Origin of the sequence: Pedobacter sp. Bi126 (assembly GCF_918698245.1) — a bacterium.
Taxonomy (GTDB): Bacteria; Bacteroidota; Bacteroidia; order Sphingobacteriales; family Sphingobacteriaceae; genus Pedobacter.
In genome coordinates this window covers 335470-358995 of record NZ_CAKKMS010000004.1, presented here as the reverse complement: position 1 = coordinate 358995, position 23526 = coordinate 335470, and the positions used below count along the sequence as shown (strand labels likewise).

16 protein-coding genes are annotated in these 23526 nt (G+C 36.7%); 6 read left to right on the top strand and 10 right to left on the bottom strand.

Annotated features, from left to right (window positions below):
• Position 1 precedes the first annotated feature (1 nt).
• Positions 2-436 carry a MarR family winged helix-turn-helix transcriptional regulator gene (locus LQ201_RS16350; RefSeq protein WP_029277114.1) on the bottom strand — a complete coding sequence of 145 codons (435 nt, stop codon included), beginning with the start codon at positions 434-436 and terminating at the stop codon, positions 2-4.
• Positions 437-546: 110 nt separating this feature from the next.
• Between LQ201_RS16350 and LQ201_RS16345 the strand changes: the two genes are divergently transcribed.
• Positions 547-1524 (top strand): hypothetical protein, encoded by a 978-nt coding sequence (locus tag LQ201_RS16345; RefSeq protein WP_230144510.1) that lies wholly within the window; start codon positions 547-549, stop codon positions 1522-1524.
• Between the two features lie 362 nt (positions 1525-1886).
• Here the strand turns inward: LQ201_RS16345 and LQ201_RS16340 are convergent, their stop codons facing one another.
• Positions 1887-2633 (bottom strand): LytTR family DNA-binding domain-containing protein, encoded by a 747-nt coding sequence (locus tag LQ201_RS16340; RefSeq protein WP_230144509.1) that lies wholly within the window; start codon positions 2631-2633, stop codon positions 1887-1889.
• A gap of 7 nt (positions 2634-2640) precedes the next feature.
• Positions 2641-4554, bottom strand: coding sequence for a histidine kinase (locus LQ201_RS16335; RefSeq protein WP_230144508.1), 1914 nt, complete (start codon positions 4552-4554; stop codon positions 2641-2643).
• A 307-nt stretch (positions 4555-4861) separates the two neighbouring features.
• Between LQ201_RS16335 and LQ201_RS16330 the strand changes: the two genes are divergently transcribed.
• The 4 genes from LQ201_RS16330 to LQ201_RS16315 are packed head-to-tail and all read left to right on the top strand — an operon-like array spanning position 4862 to position 9122.
• Positions 4862-5191 (top strand): hypothetical protein, encoded by a 330-nt coding sequence (locus LQ201_RS16330; RefSeq protein WP_230144507.1) that lies wholly within the window; start codon positions 4862-4864, stop codon positions 5189-5191.
• Positions 5192-5216: 25 nt separating this feature from the next.
• Positions 5217-5549 (top strand): hypothetical protein, encoded by a 333-nt coding sequence (locus LQ201_RS16325; RefSeq protein ID WP_230144506.1) that lies wholly within the window; start codon positions 5217-5219, stop codon positions 5547-5549.
• Positions 5550-5600: 51 nt separating this feature from the next.
• Positions 5601-6443, top strand: coding sequence for a GLPGLI family protein (locus tag LQ201_RS16320; RefSeq protein WP_230144505.1), 843 nt, complete (start codon positions 5601-5603; stop codon positions 6441-6443).
• A gap of 9 nt (positions 6444-6452) precedes the next feature.
• On the top strand, positions 6453-9122 hold the full coding sequence (locus tag LQ201_RS16315; protein WP_230144504.1) for a hypothetical protein: 2670 nt from the start codon (positions 6453-6455) through the stop codon (positions 9120-9122).
• A gap of 303 nt (positions 9123-9425) precedes the next feature.
• Here LQ201_RS16315 and LQ201_RS16310 read toward each other — a convergent pair whose 3' ends face one another.
• From LQ201_RS16310 to LQ201_RS16285, 6 genes are all read right to left on the bottom strand, one after another.
• Positions 9426-10748, bottom strand: coding sequence for a DUF6089 family protein (locus LQ201_RS16310; protein WP_230144503.1), 1323 nt, complete (start codon positions 10746-10748; stop codon positions 9426-9428).
• Between the two features lie 397 nt (positions 10749-11145).
• Positions 11146-12855, bottom strand: coding sequence for a DUF885 family protein (locus tag LQ201_RS16305; protein WP_230144502.1), 1710 nt, complete (start codon positions 12853-12855; stop codon positions 11146-11148).
• A gap of 116 nt (positions 12856-12971) precedes the next feature.
• On the bottom strand, positions 12972-15308 hold the full coding sequence (locus LQ201_RS16300) for a GAF domain-containing protein (protein ID WP_230144501.1): 2337 nt from the start codon (positions 15306-15308) through the stop codon (positions 12972-12974).
• An 82-nt stretch (positions 15309-15390) separates the two neighbouring features.
• Positions 15391-17112, bottom strand: a complete 1722-nt coding sequence (ggt, locus tag LQ201_RS16295) for a gamma-glutamyltransferase (RefSeq protein ID WP_230144500.1) — start codon at positions 17110-17112, stop codon at positions 15391-15393.
• A gap of 91 nt (positions 17113-17203) precedes the next feature.
• Complete coding sequence (locus LQ201_RS16290) at positions 17204-18625, bottom strand: TlpA disulfide reductase family protein (RefSeq protein WP_230144499.1); 1422 nt, start codon at positions 18623-18625, stop codon at positions 17204-17206.
• 53 nt (positions 18626-18678) lie between these two features.
• A complete protein-coding gene (locus LQ201_RS16285; protein ID WP_230144498.1) occupies positions 18679-20448 on the bottom strand; it encodes a long-chain fatty acid--CoA ligase in 1770 nt (589 codons plus the stop codon).
• Between the two features lie 253 nt (positions 20449-20701).
• Between LQ201_RS16285 and LQ201_RS16280 the strand changes: the two genes are divergently transcribed.
• Positions 20702-21166 (top strand): hypothetical protein, encoded by a 465-nt coding sequence (locus LQ201_RS16280; protein WP_057933119.1) that lies wholly within the window; start codon positions 20702-20704, stop codon positions 21164-21166.
• Positions 21167-21331: 165 nt separating this feature from the next.
• Here LQ201_RS16280 and LQ201_RS16275 read toward each other — a convergent pair whose 3' ends face one another.
• Positions 21332-23266 carry a M61 family metallopeptidase gene (locus LQ201_RS16275; RefSeq protein ID WP_371823052.1) on the bottom strand — a complete coding sequence of 645 codons (1935 nt, stop codon included), beginning with the start codon at positions 23264-23266 and terminating at the stop codon, positions 21332-21334.
• Positions 23267-23526: the final 260 nt, after the last annotated feature.

Genomic DNA, 23526 nt, shown 5'->3' with positions numbered 1-23526 from the left:
GTTAATCAACAGTATAGGCTACAGTGATATCATTTAGTTTGATCAATAGGTTAATAAAAGTCTCTTTCTCCTTTTTAGAGAAATGCTCATCGAGATATTCATTAAATTTTCGAACAACACCTTTGGCCAATTGTTTTTTCTCTTTACCGAAATCAGTTAGAAAAACCTTTACCGATCGTTTATCGCCTGCAGATGTTTCACGATAAATGAGGTTGGCCTCTTCCATATTATTTAACATACGGGATAAACTGGTTGCTTTCACCCCAAGTAAGCCAGCTAAATTTGAAACCGCAGTTCCCTCGGCATCATCTATATTAATAAGCATATAACCAATGGCCTGGGTAATCCCAAAACCAGATGCCATTTGATTGTACTTATTAAACATATTTTGCCAGGCAAACTTAACGTGGTAATCTATGGTTTGTTGTTGTTTCATTTTTGCTAATTTATTATGCTTGCATAACAAAGCTAATGAATGTATTTTGTTAATGCAATAGAAAAATTCAAAATATTTGTCAAATTTTTCTTATCATAGTCAAACACAAAATGAAAACACTTAATATGTTAAAAGCTAGAGGAATTCTCTTATTTAGCCTATTTATTTTATGGGCTACAATTTGTAAAAGTCAGGTATCTTATTTCGGAGCTGCTCTTTTAAACAGTCAAAAATTAGAGACATTTAAAAAAACAACAACCTTGTTTACTTTACAGTATACGGATTATGCTGAATTGGAAAAATTTGATCGGGCCATTAAAAAAAACTGGACCATTACACCTTATAAAATTATTAAACCCGAAGAGCTTGCCCGTTACGATACGCTTTCAAATTACTCTTTTTTTTATTTTGATGGTTATGCCGAAAAGCTAGACAGTACAACCAATGTAAATATCGTTTATGCGCTAAAATTAATTACGCCATCTAAAAAACCTAAGGTAAAGGAAGAAAGTATATTGGCAACAGTTACACTTTTTGCTGATTGGAACACAAATCTGCTGGTTCAAACACAGGATCAACAATATGGCACAAAAAGAAGTATAAAAAATAATATTTTATCAAACTTCTACAACAAGTCTAGTTTCCTAAACTGGTCGCCAGGGTTTTTAATGGGTTATTTAAAACAGATTAATGATGGATTGCTCGCAAACAAGGATTGTAATTTAGATTACCAGTTTTACAATAAGGTCCGTTTACCAGAATTAACAAAAGAAACGCTGTATGTGCCTGAGTATATTAAGCAGGTATTCTCGTCCAAACTGGCTCTTTTGCCTCAATCGGGGGTAGTTTTAGAACCTTATAATTATAAACTCAAATTTGTATCGTACAAGGAATTGGATAGTTTAATTTTGAATACTGAAACGAATATTAAGTATGTAGTTTACACTCAACGTTCTAATGATAAAATAATCAGTGTTTATGATAGCAAAGACGATAAAATCATTTACCAGCGTTTTTATCCACAATCATCAAATTTTGAAATGAATGATTTAAGCGAAATCAAAAAGGTAATTGTTTCGCTTAAATAAATGTCTTTGACGATCCGTATAGATTAATCACTAACCATTCTGAGAAATCGTTTTTCTGAGAAATAAATAATAGTAGGATTGCTTCGTCGTTCCTCCCGATAATGACATCCTATAAAATCTGTCATTCTGAACACAGTGAAGAATCCCTAACAGAAGAACCACTGACGTTACAATCTCACAAAGCCATTTTCACTAAGGTCTGCATAAAAGATCCTTCATTGCGTTCAGGAGGGCAATTCATATAAACGGCCAACTAATACACTAGACTAACAAAAACAGATTTCAATTTGGAAAAGACTAACAGTATTTTTGAACCAAACGCCTGTAAAAACAAAATGGTTCCCATTAAAAACCTTAAACCATTAAGAGATATTTTGCAAATATTTAAGCACTTCTTCCCGTTTACGGCTAGAAACCGGAATTTGGCTACTATCGTACATTTGCAAAAAGCCTTCCCGAAAATATTTCTTTACATAATTAAAGTTAATGAGGTAAGATTGATGGCATCGAACAAAACCCATTGGCAATAACATCAGTTCGTATTCCTTTAATCCTTTAGAAACCAGAATTTCGCGTTTATCTTTTAAATAGAAAGTGGTATACCCTTTATCGCTTTGGCAGTACATAATATCTTCTATTAAAACAATTTCTATATATTCTAAACTTTTTAAGGCTATACGCTTGCTGTTATTTATACCATTTTCTAAATAATGGCTACGGGCTATTTGCAGCTGTTGTTTATTAAATAGCTCTTGCTCACGGTGATGGTAGCACTTTTTTAATGTTACAGCTAAAGCATCATCCTCAATAGGTTTTAACAGGTAGGCAAAAGCCCCTAAATTAAGCGCCTGTATGGCATATTGATCGTAAGCTGTAAGAAATACAAGCTGGAAATCTTCAATATCAATATTATTAAACAGCGTAAAGCTATCACCGTCTTTAAGCCTGATATCGGCCAAAACGACATCAGGCTTTAAAAGCGGAATTTCTTTTGATGCCGCTGCAACATAGGCCGAGTGGCCAACAACCTGAAGAAAACTGATTTTTTGCAATATTTGCAACAAGTGCTGCAATATGAGCACCTCATCTTCAAGAATATAAAGTTTCATCCCGTTTTTATTCATATACCGCTGGAATAGTGATCTGGACTTTTACACCTTTATCGTTATTTATTTTTTTATCTACAATAGCAAAATTAGCCTGTTGACAGTCTAGTTTAAACAATGCCTGTAATCTTTGTTTTAGTATGACCTGTGCCAACGAGGTTTTACCTGACTGCAACTTGCCTTTGTTTGTAATGCCGCTTCCATTATCGTCTACCGTGATCAATAATTGTTCATTGGCCAATTTAAACTGAATTTTCAGCATACCTTTATACCGGATGTTCCTAAAACCGTGTTCAATGGCGTTTTCTATAAACGGTTGCACAAGCATAGGTGGAATAAGTGTTGATTCTGTATCCAGCTCATCAGCTACAATCTCGTAATCAAAAAGATGGTGATAACGCATTTGCTGTAGCTGCATATAATTGTGCAATGATGCAATTTCTTCATCTATAGGTATAAAATCTCTCCGGCTTTGCTCCAACACATTGCGCAGCAATTTAGAGAAAAAAGAAAGGTAACGTACCGATTCGGAAGTATCGCCCGATGCGATAAGGCTTTGCAGATTGGCTATGGCATTGAAAACAAAATGCGGATTTAATTGTGCCTGTAACAATTTTTGCTCTATGTTTAGCCTTTGGTTTTCGCTGCGCAATAACTTGTTCTTCTCTTTTAAACTACGCTGTCTATATATGGTGTAAATTAATGCGATTGTTCCTAAAAACACTATAAGGACTGAAAAAATCAGCCATTTCTGCTGGCGGATAATACTTTCGCTGAGTTGGTTTTTACTTTTTAAAACCGCAATATCCTGATCTTTTTTTCCTGCTTCGTATTTTTCGTGCAATTCTTGGATTTTAACAACATCAATAGCTTTTAAATCTTCTATTTCTATAGCGTGGGCCTTAAGGGCAACATTAAATGCTTGTTTATAATCGCCCTTCATGGCATAGGCATCAATTAATCCCTTGTACAAATAACTTTTCTGCTTTGCGGGGTTGTTACTTTTGGCCAGCTCCATACCTTTTTTCAAATAAAATATGGCACTATCTGGTTGATTGACATTTAAATAGCTTTTTGCCAGATTATTGAAGGCAACATCATGTAGCATATTTATCTTAGCTAAATAATTAAAGTAGATTTTACTACTTGCCAAAGCATTGCGGTAATCTTTTTGCAGGGCATAAATCTGCGATTCATTATCATACGTACGGGCCAGGGCCATGCTATCGGGAATAGTTTTAGCCAAAAGGCGGGCTTTAGTATTGTAACTAGCCATCTTTTTATAATCCTGAAGCCTGGACGCCAACAAAAAACAAATATCGTAATAGCGTTGCTTAACGACCCTGTGCCATTTATGCGGATGGTGTTGGTAGTAAAGTTCCGAATAATAAAGTGCTTGTTTATTGTTTTGGTTCTGGTAATAGGCTTTTGCTAATAAATCGTAATACTTGTAAACCAGTTTGCTCTTTTTACGTTCGGCTATTTTCGTGGCAGCAACAATCTGACTCATCAATACAGCCTCTACCATTACGCTGTTATTTATAGTATGGTCAACTATGCTACAAGTTTTAAGCAAATCGATATCATCCCATTTCCTTTTGATTTTCATTTTTTTGTAGGCAATTATGGCGCTATCTGTTTTTCTTTCTAATTCATAAGCTCTTGCCTTAAAATAATGATAAAATGGGTTGGTATTGTAGTGGGCATCATGCTTAAAAACATGATCTTCTTTTAGGATAATGGCCATTTTGACCTTACCGGTTGGCACTGTATCCAAATCGAATATTTTTTGCAGGTAATCCTTTTCTGTAACGGTATTAACCTGTAGGTTTTTGATATCGCTTTTCGGCGTTTTTTTTGGCCTACAGGATGAGACAATGCATATGGAAATTATAGAAACAGCAATATTTATTTTTAAGCTCATTATTTTTTAGCTAAGCGGAGAAAGCATTTGATGTAAAACATTTTTAAAAGTAACAATAGATAATGGATTAGAAACTACGGGTAAATATTCGTTGGATTTAATCTGATATCCGTAGTTAAACAATCAATATCATAAAATGATGAGTTTAATTATTTCGAATATGAGATGAAACACTACGAATATTTGCACTTAACATTCGGATATGGATTAGGGGTTTGGGTTTGGGATTTTTGTACTGAATTTTACACTAACAAAATGAATTAAGACCATCCTTTATCTTACGTAGATTATTAAAAATTTAACGAAAATGAAAAAATTATTATTCGCACTCGCATTCGCGGTACTAGGTACCGGCGCTTACGCAAAAGATTTAAGATTACCTGTTGCAAAACCGAACTCGGCAAATATTGTTGTAAAAAATTTGCCGCAGCCCAATAAAGTTGAGATTGGAAAGATTGCAAATGAACAACTTGGCCTATTTCGCAGACAGATGAATTTCACATTTACAGATGCTTGTGGAGCACAAACTACAATATATGTTTCAGGTGCAAGTAGTGCATCTAATCATTCGTTGTGGCAGTTCGCATGGGATTACTTTAAAGACAATCTTATAACTGGTTGTTTCTGGGTAGGATAATAATAGAAATATAAAGAAAAAAGTTATGAGGAAAATATTTTTCGCAGTTATATGCACACTAATAGGATTTAGTGCATCTGCTAACGATTTAAAATTGAAGGCTTCTCCAGTAGCCAAGTTATTTAAAAATGTTGCAATTGTAAAAAACATCTATTTAGATGTGAACAACAAACAAAGTAGCTTGTTACGCAGGGCAAAGACCTTCCAGTTTACCGACGCATGTGGCACGAAATGGAATATACATGTATCTGGCGCTAACCATGTTGATGATATGACGTTAATGCAATCTGCTGTAAATTATTTTGACAACGGTATTGCTGATGGTTGGTTTGGTGACGGTTGTTTTCACCCCTATTAATATAACATAATTAAGCAAGAGGATGGTTTTTAATTCATTATAAAAAAAAAGATGCACAGATATTTAAAATTTATTGCACCGGTATTATCCCTGTTCGTTTTATACTCGTTCAGCTATAAAAGCACAAAACTGCCCGAGCAACCCACAACTATTGCCTATTACCAATTTTATCATATAAAAGATACTACACAAAAAGCAAAAGTTTTTAGCGAGGATTTTATTTTGGCATTTAATACTGAGAAAAGCCTTTACACCAGCCAAACGCGGTTAAAGCAAGACTCTACCATTCAGGCGGCATTAAAACAGGCCGAAACCAAAAACAACAATGTAATTAACATGGGCGTTATTTTGCCTGCTACAGAAGATGATATTTATGTTGATAAGCTAAAACTATCGGTAGTAAAAAACCATAACCAGCAAAGCTATTTAATTAACGAGAGCACAGCAAAAACCAATTGGAAAATTGAAAAAGACACCAAACAATTGTTAGGTTATACCGCACAAATGGCCACTGCAATGGTTAAGGGGCGTAAATATACAGCATGGTTTACTACCGACATAGCCGCAAATTTTGGCCCATGGAAATTAAATGGTTTGCCCGGGCTTATTTTAGAAGCATACGACGATAATTATTTTATAAAATTTACATGCACCAAAGTGGTAACTACTGGAAGTTTTCAAAATATTCCATCGGTAAATATACCAACAAAAATAATTTCAACCTCGTTAAAAGAATACGAACGTATGAGAAAGGCAGAAGCTGAAGGCTTGGGTACGGATGATTTTGGAAGTGGCATTACAATAGATAAAGTTACCAGCAGTGGCGGAGGTAATAACGGTACTGCCTCAAAAAAGAAGTTTACCATGAACTACCCCTTAGAATTAACAAATTAATTAGAAAGCTTGTATTTAAAACATTTGTTAGCAACCTGGGCTTTGTTGTTATCGATTATCTTAGCATCGGCCCAGCAAACAATTACTATAAATGGTGTGGTAAAAGATAGCTTAGCTGTACCGCTTGATGTTGCCACCATTGCAATAGTTACTAAGAATGGCTCGGGTTTAGCCTTTACCAATACCAATCAACAGGGCGTTTTTAGCTGTAAACTCCAAACAAATGACAACAGCCTTTCTATAAAAGTAACAGCAATGGGATATGAACAAAAGATAGTACCTATTAGCAGTTATACAAGCCAGCCTTATACCATCATCCTTAAAAAAAAAGTAAATCTTTTAAAAGAAGTTAAGGTTACTTCACTAAAAAAAGTATCGCTTGTTAGCGATACTTTAAGTTACAATGTGAAAGCCTTTAAAGAACAAAATGATAGGGTGATTGCCGATTTGATTGGCAGGTTGCCTGGCATAAAAATAGACGACAAAGGCGCTATCAGCTACAACGGAAAACCAATATCAAAGGTTTACCTTGATGGCGACAATCTGTTGGATGGCAGATATAAACTGGCCACCAACAATGTACCGGTAAATGCTGTAGAACAAGTACAGGTTATAGAACGGGACCAGCCTATAAAAGCCCTAAACGGATATACGGTTACCAATAACGTTGCCCTAAATCTTAAACTTACCGATAGCGCCAAAGCAATAACCATTAATACCGGTCATGCTGGTCTCGGAAATAGTGCCTATAGTGGTGAGTTTAATAACATGTTCTTTAAATCAAAAAATAAGAGCATCAACAACCTAAAAGCCAATAATGTTGGCGAAAATTTAGAACATGAAAATGCCGACGTTGGCGTATCCTCAAACAACGAAACCATTTTAAAAAAAGCTGCACCATTCCTGTCGATTACAAGTAGCGAACTCCCATCACTAGATGAAAAGTATTACTTGATGAACAATGATTTTGCAGGAAATATTAATGCGCTTTTTAAACTAAAATCTGATTGGACCTTAAGAATGAATGTGGCTACGCTACAGTTAAAAAGGAGATATAATTTTAACAACTCGGTTAATTATTTCCTTAACCGCGATACAGTTAGGTACACCGAAATACAGAACCATTTACACAGGCTTAACCAGTGGCAAATACAATCTCAAATAGAAAAAAACAGTAATGCCATTTATGTAAAATCTCTTACCAAGTTAGATTTACCAACATGGAAAAAAAATGGAAGCACCATACAGAACGATCAAGAATTAACGCAAAATTTGCCAACACAATATTTATCCGTTAGTAATGAAACGGTGGTAATAAAAGCGCTGGGAATAAACAATATACTTCAGTACAATGGCTTGACGCAGTATTACAAATTAAATGAGCGTTTAGAAACCGCTCCTGGGTTGCATGAAAATATTATCAATAACAATAAAAGTTATCTCTTTTTAGCACAACAGACGCAAACCAAAAATACGTTCATTGACCAAGCTATAACCTTTAAAACAAAATTCAACAAATTTATACTTTCTACCGCAATAGGTTTATCGTATAATGGCAATCTACTAACCAGCAATTTATACAAAACCGACAGCTTACACGTTACTTCGGCAGTGGGCGATAGATTTAAAAATGATGTAATATTTAATAATTTAGGACTATTGGGCAAGGCATCTGCAACTTACCTCCTTAAAAAAGGCGTTATTATTGCGGAGGTAACGCCAACATTCAACTTTATAGATTACGACAGTAAAACAGATTTTATCTATAAAAAAAACAGATATTTTTCACTGAACCCTTCTATAGATTTTCGTAAAAATTTAGGCCGGTACAGTGAAATTAATTTTAGATATCTTAAACAAACTACTTTTGGAGAAGTGGAAGACATATACCCGGGCAGCATTTTGGTAAATTACAGGGAGTTTAATTTTAACGAAACGCCATTACCCATAACAAATAACAACTCGGCAAACGTTAGGTTTAGCTATCGCAAACCTTTAGCAATGTTCTTTTACAATTTAAACCTAGGTTACGATAAAACGCAACAAAACTTTATCAACTCTTTTGAAATTGATAATGGCCTAACAAAATCTACTGCTATTAATTTTAAAAATACCGCAAAAAAATACGCTTTGGGTGGCAGTATTTCTAAATATTTATATTTTGCTTCATTAAATATCATGGCAAATGCTAATACAAGCCTACAAAGGGGTTTTAATTTTTATAACAACGAGATTCTGCCTTTCAACGTTAAAAGTATCGCTACTGCATTAACTGTCAGGAAAAAAATATTTAATAAAATTACAGTTTCGGTAAGTGGAGAGCTTTCAAGATTTATAAACGAGCAAAGTACAGTAAATGGTAAAACTGTAAACACTACTAATATCGAGAAGTTAAAATCTACTTGGCAACATCAGTTAAACCAAAAACTATCATACAATGTGGCTTATAATTTCACTTTGTACAAACAGAAATTACAACAACCTATGCACAATGTTTTTTTGGATATGAATGTAAAATATGCTCCTACAAAGTGGAAAAGCTTTTTTGAGTTTCAGTGCCTCAATTTAATAACCCAGAAGGTTTATAGGCAGATAAATTCGACTTCTAACCAGTTATTGGTATTTGATATACCTTTGAGAGACCGTACATTTCTCTTAAAATATTCGTTTACTTTTTAAAAAAAAATTGTCACAGAAGATATTCTCAAACATTCGATTTGCTACAGGAATCACTATGTGATAAAAGCTGATATGATAATCTACCTCCCTAGTTAAACAAGCATTACTGAGAATTGCGCTTGCGTTGCTACAACCCTACATCTCTTTATTCCAAAACCTGTCAGTTAACCTTATTTACTTTAATCACATTTAATTAATGTTCTAACTAAAATCTGATAGTGCTATAAGATATTTTGAGAAAAAATTTGTTACAAAAAAGCGCCCCAATAAATCGGGGCGCTTTAAAATGTATGTTAAAACAGACTAGTAAAGGGTAAACTCTACACGACGGTTTTGTTGACGACCAGCCGCTGTTTTGTTGGTAGCAATTGGTTGCCCCATACCATAACCAGTAGCCTCAATACGTGATGCATTTGCACCTTGAGAAACTAAATAAGCTTTTACAGATTCTGCTCTATCTTTTGATAAACGCAAGTTTAATTCTTTTGAGCCTGTATTATCTGTGTGGCCAGCTAATTTTAAGCTAAAGTTTTTCTGGATTAATAATGCAGCAACTCTGTTTAAAGAAGCATAAGATTTAGAACGGATGGTTGCTTTACCTAAATCGAACTCTAAGTTTTTAATCGCTTCGTTAACAACTTTACGATCTTCTTCTGTAACGATTACTTTCTCTACAACTTTTTCTGGAGTTTTTAACGGACAACCAGAACCATCAACAACAGTACCAGTTGGTGTATCAGGGCATTTGTCTAATTTATCTGCAACACCATCGCCATCTGTATCTTTCAAGATGTCGTTCATTTCTGAACGTAGTTTTGCATTTTCAGCCTTTTGAGCATTTAAATCAGATTTTAAACCTTCTGCAGTTTGTTTTGCTTTTAAAGCTTCATCGTACGTTAAAGCTACCGGATTATGGAAAGCCAATTGTTTTCCGGTACCTAAAGCAAACTCTAAACCAGCATATGCATAATTGTATTTATCGTTTCCGTTTTTGTAATAACCATCTAAGTTATCACCATCAACAAAGTTGATAGTCCAACCTAAATCTAAATTAACCGCATCAGAAATTTTAAACTTAGCACCTAATCCTACAGGAATGATCAACTCATTGATGTTATCCCCACCATTAAGTGTCGAAGTTCCAGCTGCTGTAGTAATAGTCGGTTTGTAGGCCGCAATACCAGCACCGGCAGAAGCGTAAAGCTGTAATGTATTCTCTTTTTTAAACATATCAATATTGAACATGTTTACTACAGCGTTTAAACTTCCAGAATAAGATAACTCTGTATCAAATGCTTTTACCGGAGAGTTGTTTACCAAACCACTTTCATAAGGCTCGGTATTATCTCCCTTTAATTTACCACGAACCCCATCTAAACGAAGAGAGAAATAAGGTGTAAATTGTTTTTTAATGTAAAGGCCATAACCTAAACTTGATTTGTTATTACTGAAATCATTTTTTCCACCTAATGGTGACAATGGAGTAAGTACACCAGCGTTTACACCGATAGACCATGTTCTGAACGTTGTTGTAGAAGTTGCAGGGCTTTCTTGAGCTGAAGCAACAGACCCGATGAGTAAACCAGCGAGTGCAACCGGGAGTGTTTTAAATAGTTGTAGTTTCATAAATTTTCTTTTAACGTTGAATAAGCGTTGGCACCCGTATTGCAATAGCCATACCAAAAATACAAGCATGTAAAAATACTTATCAACTTTTCAACACTAATAAACAGTTACGTACGTTGAATAAAACTAAAAGACACGTTATAAAACAGTAAGCGCAGCGTTTAAGCTCTCTAGTTCTTCCAAAATCAAAATCTTTAATTTCAGGCCTCAATAGCCCTATTTTCTGTGGATATTTTACGAATGGCAGGAATCGGCAGTATCCGTCTTGATAAAATAAATCAATGCCAATTTATCAGGTTAAATAAGTCGCTCTTGCGAATCACGGATAAATATTTTATCAATCCCTTTGTCTGATCATCTATTACTTTATGTTATCTACACCTATGTCAAAATTGTACTATTTAATATCGCCGGCAAATTTCCATCGGGTACTGAAATTTTCGGGCAATTGCTGGTTGGTTAACAAGGCCCTTACCATTTCTACAGGCATGTTGTTTTCGTGCAATACACGATTGTGAAACTGAATATTGGTCATTTTACCACTTTGTACCAGCTCTTTGTGCAATGCCCTGAACTGTAATCCACCTAACATGTACCCAATTTGGTATAAGGGCCCATAACCTCCCGTAAACGATCTACGCACCTCTGCTTCTGCATTAGCACGCTCAAAACCAACACGATCTACCAAAAAATCGATACACTGCTGAGGCCTCCATTTGCCTAAATGGTAGTTCATTGAAAAAATGATACGCGCACAACGGTGCATGCGCCAAAAAAGCATTCCAATTTTATCTTCCGGAGATTTTGCAAAATTCTGGTCCCACAGCAACATCTCCCAATACAGCGACCAGCCTTCCGTCCAGAAAGGCGTACCAAATACTTTACGATAAGGTTTGTAACGGCTTTGCATAAAATACTGAAGGTTGTGCCCGGGAATAAGCTCATGAAAAACTACAGCTCTGGAAAAATGCTTGTTATTGCCACGCAAGGTCATCATTTTGGCATCCTCCGTCATATCTGCTGTTGGATAAGCAATTAATACGGATTCGCCGCCTAGAAAAAACGGCGCAAATAATTGTTCCTTCGGACTTAGCATGCGCATGCGCCAGCCTTCTTTAGCCAGGGCCGGAATGGCGATGAGTTTATTTTTCTCTACAAAGTCTATGGCTTCATTAGCCAGTTCATAAACCAGTTCGGGCTGCTTCCCCAATTCAGGATAATCTGTTTTTACTTTTTCCAGTGCTTTTTTCCATTCCTTACCAAAGCCCATTTGTTGCGAGGCTTTAAGCATTTCGGCATCACACCAGGCAAATTCTCTCATGGCAATGGCCTCAATCTGCTCAGGGGTATAAGCAATCATCTCATCCCTTAAGCTGCTTAATAAAGCTGTTCTTCCTATCGGATTTCCAATAATGCCACTTCCATCGTCTTTGGCATTTGACGGTTTAGCTATTTTACCCAGTGCATCAGCATAATCCTTTATGGCATCTACTACATCGGGATACACCGCTTTGGTGGCTTTGGTAAATTGCGGATCGTAGCCATCATAAAATTTATAAGCTTCGGTAAATACAGCCAGATATTGATTAACGGTTTCCTGCGCCCAAGAAGCCTGTACTGGCGTAATTGCCAGGTCTTTGTTTTCTACTGCTTTTGTGGTTTTCTGAATAGCCTCTTTCAGTTGTTCGAATTGTTCTTTGGTAATTTTACCATCTTGTTGCTGGCCAATTCTTCGCTTTGCTTCAAAATCCAATAATATTTTGGCAAAAGGCAAAGTAAAAATGCTGCTTCTAAATTCGGCGTAGTGCTGTTGTAAACTTGCCGAATCTGATCGGATATCGCGTTTAAGCAAAATATAATCTACCCTTTCATTTACAGTTAGCTTGTTAAAAGGCAATGCCTTTGATTGTTTTTGCCATTCAGCATAAAAGCGTTCCATCCGCTTAAAGTATTCTTCCGATCGCTTGAGCGTGTATTTACGGTTTAACATGGTCTCGTCTGATTGGTATTGATTAATCAGTGGACTCACCAGGCTGGCTTCATTAGTTTGAGCGTGTAATTGTAGGGCAACTGTTAGAAATAAAAACAGCGAAAATAGTTTGCGCATAGCGATTGGGGCATGTTTGATTAGCTAACGCAATATAGCTAAACTGCTAAGTATTTGCAGCAGGGTGCCTGTGTAACTTATTGAAGATATTAGATTAAAGGTAGCCTAATTAAATATTATAAAATGGTTAAGCGCAATGCCTTTAATCCACTTAGTCCCTGTAAATCTTCCAAATCAAGATCTTCGGTTTCGGATTTCAATACACCAGTTTCCTGCAGGTATTTTACAAAGGGCAGGTAATCGTCGATATCTCTTTTATTGAAATAGATCAATGCCAGTTTATCAGGCTGGGTAAGGCGCTCCTGCGAATTGCGAATGAGTATCTTATCGATCCTTTTTTTGATCATCTGATACCTGATATTGTAAGCGCCTTCTACATCGAACTTTCGCTCGTCGATCCTAAAACTAATGTCTATTGGATGGTTATGGATAAAGATAAGTTGTGTGCTGGCCAACTTAACGGCCAGATCGGGCTGGAGCTGCTGAACCATTTTGGCAATCTCAGCCATTGATGATAGTTGCCATAACCGTAGATTTTTAAGATGGAAGTGATTAAAAATCCGATCAGGAGCGATAGACTGCCCGATATAGATATCGTATTCAACACCATCTGTCCTGAATTTTTCGAAATAACAGGGATAAGAATCTTGCAGTTTTTCGCGTTCACTTTCAAAATAATTGTTAATGGCTGTATTAATCAGCTGCATAGATGTTTCTAGCGCCTGACGGTGTTTATACACTTCGCCATGAGGCGCAGAAATGCGGTCGAGATATTTACCTATTACCTTTTGGGTATCAGGATGCGATTGGGAAATGAGCTTTAGGTAATCGCTGGTTTCTTCTTTAAGGAAAATATTGAGGCTGTTTTCATCCGTTGTATTCAACTCGTCGCCCTGCAAAATATCACTCCACTTGTTGCAGTTAAAAATGATCTCCACCAGCAAAGCATCGCTATAAGTTTTGCTCAGCTCTTCCAGCGTTTCACGAAACAGGCTCAGGTGCAGATTCAGATCGGCCTTACTGGCTACATTGCGTTCAGTAGTAGAATTCCTAATATCTATTGCCCCATAAAAGGGGTAAACGTCTGCAAAACTAATATCCTCATTACGCTGTGGCAAATTCCTTTTCTTATTGTAAAGGTGATGCCAGGCAGCTTCATTAAACTTCCATTGTACAGCAGGTTGGATAGAGGTATATTTTTCTTTGATGATGTTTTCAATCTCAAGATTAAACTCATCGATATAGACTTGTAAGAGTTGAGCAATAGGCGCTAAAACGGGCTCCAATAGAGTAATTTTCTTTTCGTCGAAAGTTTCTCCAATCCAGGTGTGCATGCCTAGTACACCTACCAATATCTGGTTGTGAAATACAGGTAGGAGCGCCATCGATTTTACATTTAGCTCCCTAAACCTGTCTAACCAGGGAAACATCTCTTTGCTTTCGGCCCAGATATCGGGCGAATAAAAGGAATTCGGATTTGCAGCGTAACCTTCGGCAATCTGCCGAAAAGCTTCGGGACTTAAAGTTTCTTCACCCCATACCGAAAACAACAGACCACTTCCGCCTTTTACATACCCATAAACCATTTTGTTGTTTACCCTTACGAAAGGAAAAAGATCGAACTGGATATTGGCATTTTGCACCAGCACTTTAAGCGATTGTATCACCTCTCCATAAACGACACCCTCACTGCCTGGCACACGGCTCAATCTTATACTTTTAATATTTTCTACCGCCTGCTTGGCAGTAACATCGGTAATGGTAAGTACTGAAATACCTCTAAGCTCAAAAAGAGTTAATGGCAGCACCTGCTGTAGCTTATCCAATCCAGATTCTTCAGTCAAATATAGTTGTAACTCACGGTAGCTAAGATCGGGCAATGGCTGCTTAGCCTTAACTTCGATAAAACTGGCATTTACACCAATATGGAAGTAACCTGGCAAGCCAGTATCAGCATTGATGCCTGAATGGTATTTTTCTTTTAAAGGTACATGAAATGCATATAATTCGTTAAGAATGAAGGAATAGATAAAATGCAGGTGATCATGCTGATGTTGCTCAAGCGTTTTTGACCCGACAAAACTATTCTGATCTTTTTCTTCATGTTCAAGCAGTTCGTACATCAGCTCCGTTCCATAAAAAGTAATGGGCTGCATTGGCGCACAAAGCCCCCAGGCCTGATGGTCTTCTGTTAAAAGTGCCGGCGAAAGACAGGCATACATATGTTCCAGCAGTAATTCGTGCTGATAAATATCTTCGATAGCGATAACCTGTTCATCAATTCCCTGTTTTTTAAATTCTTTTAAGGCATTGCTATAAAGGGTAGATTTTACAGTCCGTTCTTCTTTAATTTTTCGTTGCAGGTATTTGATAAAAGGGCCAAAAGAGATAGCCGAATCTACCTGGGGTAAACCTGGGTAATTTTGGGCATGATTAAATATGCGCTTTTTCATCTCTTTAAATTTTAAACCACACAACTAATTGAATTGCAAAAGATTGACTAGTGCTAAGATAAAAAATAGATGTGAGAAATTGCTACCAGCCAATGGCCTTATCATCTCCCCTTGGGTCGGCACCGCCCTGATAATTGCCCCATTTAGTTTTTAAGATGGCATCAACCCTGCCAATCGCACCTCTCGGTACAATTTTATAGCCTTTTGCTTTTAATTTTTCTAGGGTTAAACTATCGATGGCATCTTTTTCTATATATACTTCATCTGGTAACCATTGGTGATGAAACTTTTTAGCAGCTACCGCCGACTGCATCGACATATCAAAATCGATTACATTTATAATGGTTTGAAACACGGATGTGATGATGGTTGAACCGCCTGGGGTACCCACCACCATAAATAATTTTCCATCTTTCTCTACAATACTCGGGGTCATAGAGCTTAACATTCGTTTATTGGGTGCAATTGCATTGGCTTCGCCACCCACTAAACCATACATATTCGGTGCGCCAGGTTTGACAGAAAAGTCGTCCATTTCGTTATTCAACAGAAACCCGGCTCCTTTTACAGCAACTAACGATCCGTAAGAACCATTTAAGGTAGTGGTAATCGAAACAGCATTTCCATGGCGGTCTACAATAGAGAAATGTGTGGTCTCTTCGTGCTCTGCCCCTTTTATTTCGCCGGCCAAAACAGCACTGCTTGGTGTTGCTGCTGCCCAGTTAAAGTTTGCCATACGCTTTTTATTATAGTCGGCGCTCAACATTTGCTGTTGCGGAACAGTATAAAAATCAGGGTCGCCTAAATGTGTTGCCCGATCGGCATATACTCTTCTTTCGGCTTCTACAATTACCTGAACTGTAGAGTCTGCATTATGCCCCCACTTTTTTAATGGAAAATTTTCTACACTTTGCAGCAATTGAATCAGGGCAATACCTCCACTTGAAGTTGGCGGCATGGTAATAATTTTATAGCCTCTATAGTTGCCTGTTATGGGTTTACGCCAGGTAGCGTGATAATTTTTTAAATCTTCTTTTGTAATAAGTCCATGGCCCCGCTGCATTTCAGCCACAAGCGAATCGGCTACAGCACCTTCATAAAAACCTTCCCTACCTTTTTTCTGGATCAGTTTTAGCGTATTGCCAAGCTCTTTTTGAACCAGAAGATCATTTTCCTGCCAGGTACTTTCTAAATTTACGAAGGCCGTTCCATCGGGATTAAAATCCATAAACTTTCTATGCAAACCATTCAATTCGCTTGCCTGCCGCTTAGTAATTTTGAAACCATCTTGCGCCAAATTTATTGCCGGCTGCAATACCTGTGCCCAAGAAAGCTTTCCATATTTTTTGTGTGCCTCTACCATACCATCTACTGATCCTGGTACGCCGGCGGCTAAATGTCCGTATAAACTTTTATCTACAATTGGATTGCCGGCAGAATCGAGATACATATCTCTGCTGGCTGCCGCAGCTGCTTTTTCTCTAAAATCTAAGGTATTTATTTCGCCGTTTGCGCCACGGTACACCATAAAACCACCCCCACCTATATTTCCCGCGTTTGGATAAACCACAGCAAGTGCAAATTGAACAGCAACAGCTGCATCAACCGCATTCCCACCCTTTTTTAAAATATCTATACCTACTTGCGATGCTTCCGGATGGGCAGAGACCACCATCCCATTTTTATATTCACCACTATTGTTTTTACCCAATTGTCCGGTTACGCAACCAGCCAATAACAGCACAATACTTAGGTATATCAACGATTTTTTAATGTTATTGAGGTGCTTTATAGTTCTCTGCATCTTTATATATTTTCTCGATTACCCAATTATTTTCTAAGTAATCACTTTTTTTAATTTTAATTTCGGATAGAAAAACACTTCCTTCTGGCAGCTATAAATATTTACCAATTTGTGCATATAGTTTTTCTTTATCACTTGGCCTTAAAGCATTGTCAACTACTAATTTCCCATTTTTAATAATTAAATAACGGGGTATTCCATAGCTCCCGTTTTTTCCCAATTTATCGCTCAAATCTTTTCTCAGGGCTTGATTAGTTCGAATATGATTGCCAGAAAGTTTAAAATATTTTATCATCTCCTTCCATTGCTGCGCTGCATCATCTTTATCAATGGAGATAAAAAGCATGTCAACCTGTTTTGCTTTGAGAAATTTCTCCAGATCCTTACTATATTTAAATTCTTCTTTACATGGCCCACACCAGGTTGCCCAAATATCAACAAATACCGTTTTGTCTTTAAATTGGCCGATTAAACTATCCAGGCTATTTACTTTATCGTAGTTGGCCAATATTTTTTGCTCAGGTTCAAAATCCTTTTTTACTTCGTTGTGGTAAGCTATAATCTTACTGGCCATTGGTTGCAAATATGGTGTAAAATTACTTTTAGGGTAACTGGTTTTAAATGAATCGAACAAATCGACCAATACTTTCTGATATCTATTTTGTAACATCTCATCATATAGAAAAGTAGCCAGCAAAAACTCTTTCATTTTGCCTGTAAAATTATCTTCGAAGGTTTTATATATAATTTTAAAGCCAGTATTCTCATCTTTTTTGGGCAATTCAGCTCCTTTTTTTAGCGGGATGTAGTAATTGAGATAAGTATTTGCGTAATACTTGGCGTGGTAATAAAAATCTGGGTAAAAAGCATCCTGAAGATTGTTCATTGAATACTTTTCATAGGCATCTGCCCACATTTTATCCAAATCGTTATTTATTTTTTGCTTTGTGCTTAAAACTATCATTGGGATAGCAGCTTGCAAAATTATCTGTTCAGTTGAAAAATACCTTTTTATTTCGTTATAATAGTTTGTGGAAATCTTTTGTTTAGAAAATAGCTCAGTATAAGGCTTTAGGGCTTCACTCTTATCATTTTCTAGCAATTGATACAAACCAGCTACAGTGCTATCTTTCTTATAATAATCTCTGGCTCTGTATTGATAAAAATCGGCATTCCTCCTGTTAAAAAGTAACATGCCTTCCTTATTTTTATCGCTCTGTACCAAAATACCTTTATCGAAAACTAAATTCGTAGTACCTGGCTCTATTAATACTGTATTATTGTTAATTCTTAACCAAGCAAGTTTATTAATCTTTAAAGAATAGTTTACTGTACTATCATCACCAAATTTAATCTCTTTTTTGGCAGGATAAAACCATGTATCATCCACAGGAATTTGGATAATTACCGTATTATTTTTAGCATTTAAACTTTTAATATTAAGTTTTGCTTCTTGCGCAAAAGAATTTATTGCACCTGTAATTAGTAAAATAAATAAAATTATCCTTTTCATAATTTGGCTGTTATTAAGGCTATTTTTTCACCAATCCTTACTTGGAAATCTTTCTATGGTTTATAACCTTCCGCATCTTTATATATTTTTTCGATTACCTGATTATTTTTCTCGGTAATCACTTTTCTTTTCAAACTTAATTTTGGGGTAAGCTCACCGCCATCTATGCTCCACTCTTTTGGTAACAGCGCAAATCTTTTTACCTGTTCCCATTTACCAAAACCTACATTTGCCGCTTCGATAACCTCGTTATATTTAGTGAGTACCTGTTCGTTTTTAATAATCTCTTCGTTCGAGGTAAAAGTAATGCCTTTTCTTCCAGCCCAGGTTTTTAAGGTTTCGAAATTTGGAACAATCAGTGCAGAAGGGAACTTTCGATTTTCGCCTAAAACCATAATCTGTTCGATAAAAATTGATTCTTTATATTTATTCTCCAGCATTTGTGGGGCAACGTATTTACCGCCTGCTGTTTTAAACATTTCTTTTTTACGGTCGGTAATTTTTAAAAAGCGACCATCAACCAGTTCTCCAATATCTCCGGTATGGAACCATCCCTCATTATCTACCGCCTCATCTGTTAAATCAGGTCGGTTGTAATAACCTTTCATTACCTGGTGCCCACGAGTTAAAACTTCGCCATCCTGTGCTATTTTAACTTCCACACCTTTAATTACTTCACCAACGGTGCCGAACATGGTTCCTCCGAAATGGTTAACGGTAATTACGGGTGAAGTTTCGGTTAGTCCGTATCCTTCAAAAACAGGCATACCCGCGGCCCAGAAAATTCTGGCCAAACGCGGATTTAGCGCTGCTCCGCCTGATACAATCACTACGATTTCGCCCCCTAAAGCTTCCTGCCATTTTTTGAAAACCAGTTTACGGGCTATCCCAAGCTTGAAATTATACCAGCCCCCCGCATCAATTGTATACTTTTCGGCTAAAGCTACCGACCAGAAGAAAATTCCTTTTTTAATCCCTGTTAATGCTTTTCCCTTTTCCATTATCTTATCGTACACTTTTTCGAGAAGCCTTGGAACGGTAGAGAATACATTGGGTTTTACATGCTGAATATCAGCAACAATGGTTTCCATGCTTTCGGCATAATAAACTCCTGTATAATTAAATAGATATAGATAAATGATCATCCGCTCGAAAATATGCGAAAGTGGCAAAAAGCTTAACCCTTTTTTAACGCCTTCGGGTATCACCACAGCCGAGTTAACAAAATTTGCCACCAAGTTATGATGCGTTAGCATTACACCTTTTGGCGTACCTGTAGTGCCGGATGTATAAATTAGGGTTAATACATCCTCGGGGGCAACTGTAGCGCGATATTCTTCTAAATCAATATCTGTACTCGCTTTGCCCAATTCAATTAATGTATTCCAGTTTTCGGTTTCTGTAATTTCTTTAAAACTATAAATCTTAATGGCTGGGTTAATTGCATCGGCACAAGGTTTAATTTTTTTATACAAATCTTCGTCGGCTACAAATATAATGGCGATTTCTGCATCTTTTAAGATAAACTGGATATCGTGCTCGGCCAGGGTTGGATATAAAGGAATCTGATAGGCACCGATCTGGTTGGCTGCGAAATCGGCAATATTCCACTCAGGTCGGTTATGCGACATTACAGCAACCCTGCCTCCTTTGCCTATGCCTTGTTTAATTAATCCGCGGCTTAGGTTATCTACGGCTGTACAAAAATCGGCTGTACTATAATTTATCCATTTTCCGTTAATTTTTCCGCTGATGAATTCTTGCTTTGGATTTTCGAGGCTATATTTCAAAAGATCAAAAACCCGTTTAATTTCTGCCGCCATATGAATTGTTTATTATTTGGTTAAGTTAAAAAATCAAACATAAAGATTAACATCTATATGCCTTTTTAATAAAAATAATACCTCGTAGTTAATAAAACGCTGTATTTACTTTTCGTAAAAAATATTTAAATAAACTTAGTGATTACAAAATTACTATGCAAGCATTGTTTTTTATCCTGATGGATTTTTACCAAAAAAACAGAAACGGCATTAAAGTTGTTAGGCAGATAATTATTTACAAAACATTTAAATTATGAAAAAGTTATTTACAATTTTAGGATGCATTGCATTGTTTGCCCTTACTACAACAAACGTTAAAGCCCAAAACTATAAAACCGGACTAGGTTTAGGTATTGACTTTGGTGATGGCGCTACACTGGTTGGTCCTTCAGTTAGACATCACTTCAGCCCTAAAGCTGCACTTCAAGGTGAAGTTTTATTTGGTGGAAACTCTACTATTATTCAGGGATTTCTTCAATACAATTCATCTATCCCTGGTGCAAAAGGTTTAGACTGGTATTTAGGTGGTGGTCCGTCGATTCAATTGTATGATGGTGGTTCTAGTTTTTACCTGGTTCCGATGGTTGGTTTAGATTATAAATTCTCTGGCGCACCATTGGCATTGGCTTTAGACTGGAGACCAAGACTTTACATTGGCGACAACGATAGCGATTTTAACGCTGGAAGATTTGGCCTAGGTTTTAGATATACTTTTTAAGCGGAGGGCGTTTGGCGCTGAGCGTTGAAAGACTAAAGCTAAAAGTCCAAAGCCTAAAGATGAAAGCCTAAAGCAAAAGTGTAAAGGCATAAAAAATCCCGTAAGATGAATTCTTACGGGATTTTTTATTGAACTGAAAATTGAAAACTTTTAACTGTGAACTGACTAAACGCCTGTCCATTTTTTTAACACTGCTTTTTGAGCTGGTGTTGCATTTTCGTTTACGGTTGCTTTTAAACGTACATTTGGATTTTCTTTCAAGCTTAAAGAAATTTCTTTTTCAAGTCCATCGCGGATTACTTTAACCGTTAGCTGATCGCCAATTTTTTTATCGGTAATGATGGGTAAAATATCTAAAGAAAATTTCGGTTCTTTTAACTTCACATTTTTCAGTACATCACTTAATGATGAGCCATCAATCAGTACAATTACATCGTTAACATTTAAACCACTTACCCAAGCTGCTGAGTTTCTGGTAACCGAAGTTACTTCTAAACCTTTAGTAGCCAACTGAACTGCTGCACCACTAACCGGTTTACCAGGCGTTGCATTTTCTGTAGAAACATCAACACCGGCATATGCGAAATATTTTACATAGTCTACATCATCTACACCATTAACATACTTTGCCCAAAAGTTAGTAAAGCTAATTCCTGATATCTTTTCAACCATTGCTTTAAACTCTGCATCGGTATAGCCGCGTTTTAAAGTTTTGCACTGCAAATACATGGCTTTCATTACATCATCTAAACTTTTAGCACCTTTGGTAGCGTTAATGATTTCGAGATCCATCAAAATACCGATCACTTCTCCTTTATTGTAGTAAGAGATGGAATTGTTTTTTGAATTCTCATTCGGACGGTAGCCAATAATCCATGCATCATAACTAGATGAAGCAGCTGACTGATATTTAGCACCAGGGGTATTTAATACTGTACCAACACCGCTGGCCAGATCATTCAAAAATTCGTTTACATCTGTAAAACCTGCTCTGTGCAAATATTTATTTTCGTAATACGATGTAAATCCTTCAGCTACCCAAAGGTTTGTGGTGTAATTTTCGTTGTCATAATCAAAAGGGCCTAATGCTACCGGGCGTAGGCGCTTAACATTCCAAAGATGGTGATACTCATGTGCAACCAGGCCTAAAAAGCCTTTATAACCTTCGGCAGTATTGTAGGCATTTCTTGTAGCGCCTAAAGTGGTAGAGTTTAAATGCTCTAAACCTCCTCCACCTTTCAAGAAATTATGAACAATGAAGAGGTAATATTTATTAGGGTTTTCGCCATAAACTGCAGTTTCTTTTTCTACAATTTTAGCCATATCTACTTTCAGTTTCTCTTTATCGTAATTACCACCGCCGTACATGGCTACTTCATGGCGAACACCAGCAGCTGTAAATTCGAAAATATCCTGATTACCCACTTCAATAGGGCTATCGTAAAGAATATCAAAATCGGTAGCTTTATAGGTGAATTGCGCTCCAGCAACAGGTGTTAAACCAGTAGAAACTTTACTCCAGGTATTAAAAGGAATAATTTTTACAGTGTTTGGCGATTTGATCATGCCATCAGGATGCATAAAAATCCCTGTTGGAGATAAGAAAGCGTGGGATTCGTCGATAAAAGGTGTACGCACCGAGATTTCGAATGCATAAACACGGTAGTTGATCTGGATATTGGCAGCCTTGGCTGAGAAAATTCTCCAGGTGTTTTTCCTTACTTTTTCAACTTTTACGGCTTTACCTGCTGCAGTAGCCTTAAATTCTTCTACACTTTTTTCAAACTCACGAACCAAGTAAGAACCAGGTGTCCAAACAGGCATTTTTACATCTACATAATCTTTTGCCAAGCCAGAAATATTCATCTGAACTTCAGCATAGTGTGCCTGTGGTTCTTTAAAAGAAACCTCAAAGCCTATTTTTACCTGCGCCTTCGCTGCCATAATACACGTTAGTAGTAAAACTAAACTTAAAATTGATTTTTTGTTAAACATATTGATATTGACTGTGTTTTGCTGCAAATTTAGATTTATTGGCGGGGTTTTGAAAGAAAAAGCCAGCGGCGATGTAAAATAGTTGTTTCCCTCAGATTCGTTCATGGTTAATGGGTGATATTTTTTTAGCCAATCTAACCCTAGAAATCAATTGACTTTCTCTTCTCTAACTTAGTTTAGGGATATAAAGGCTCATTATATTGTATTCTCAGCCAGATTTACTCCAAACTGAAAACTGCCAACTCCAAACCGAAAGGCTGTAACATCCTTAATACAACAAATTTAGGACTAAACTATTTGAATATTTTTACGCTCTAATTCTAGAATATTAATCTTATTTTAATGTTCGGAATACGCACGACACA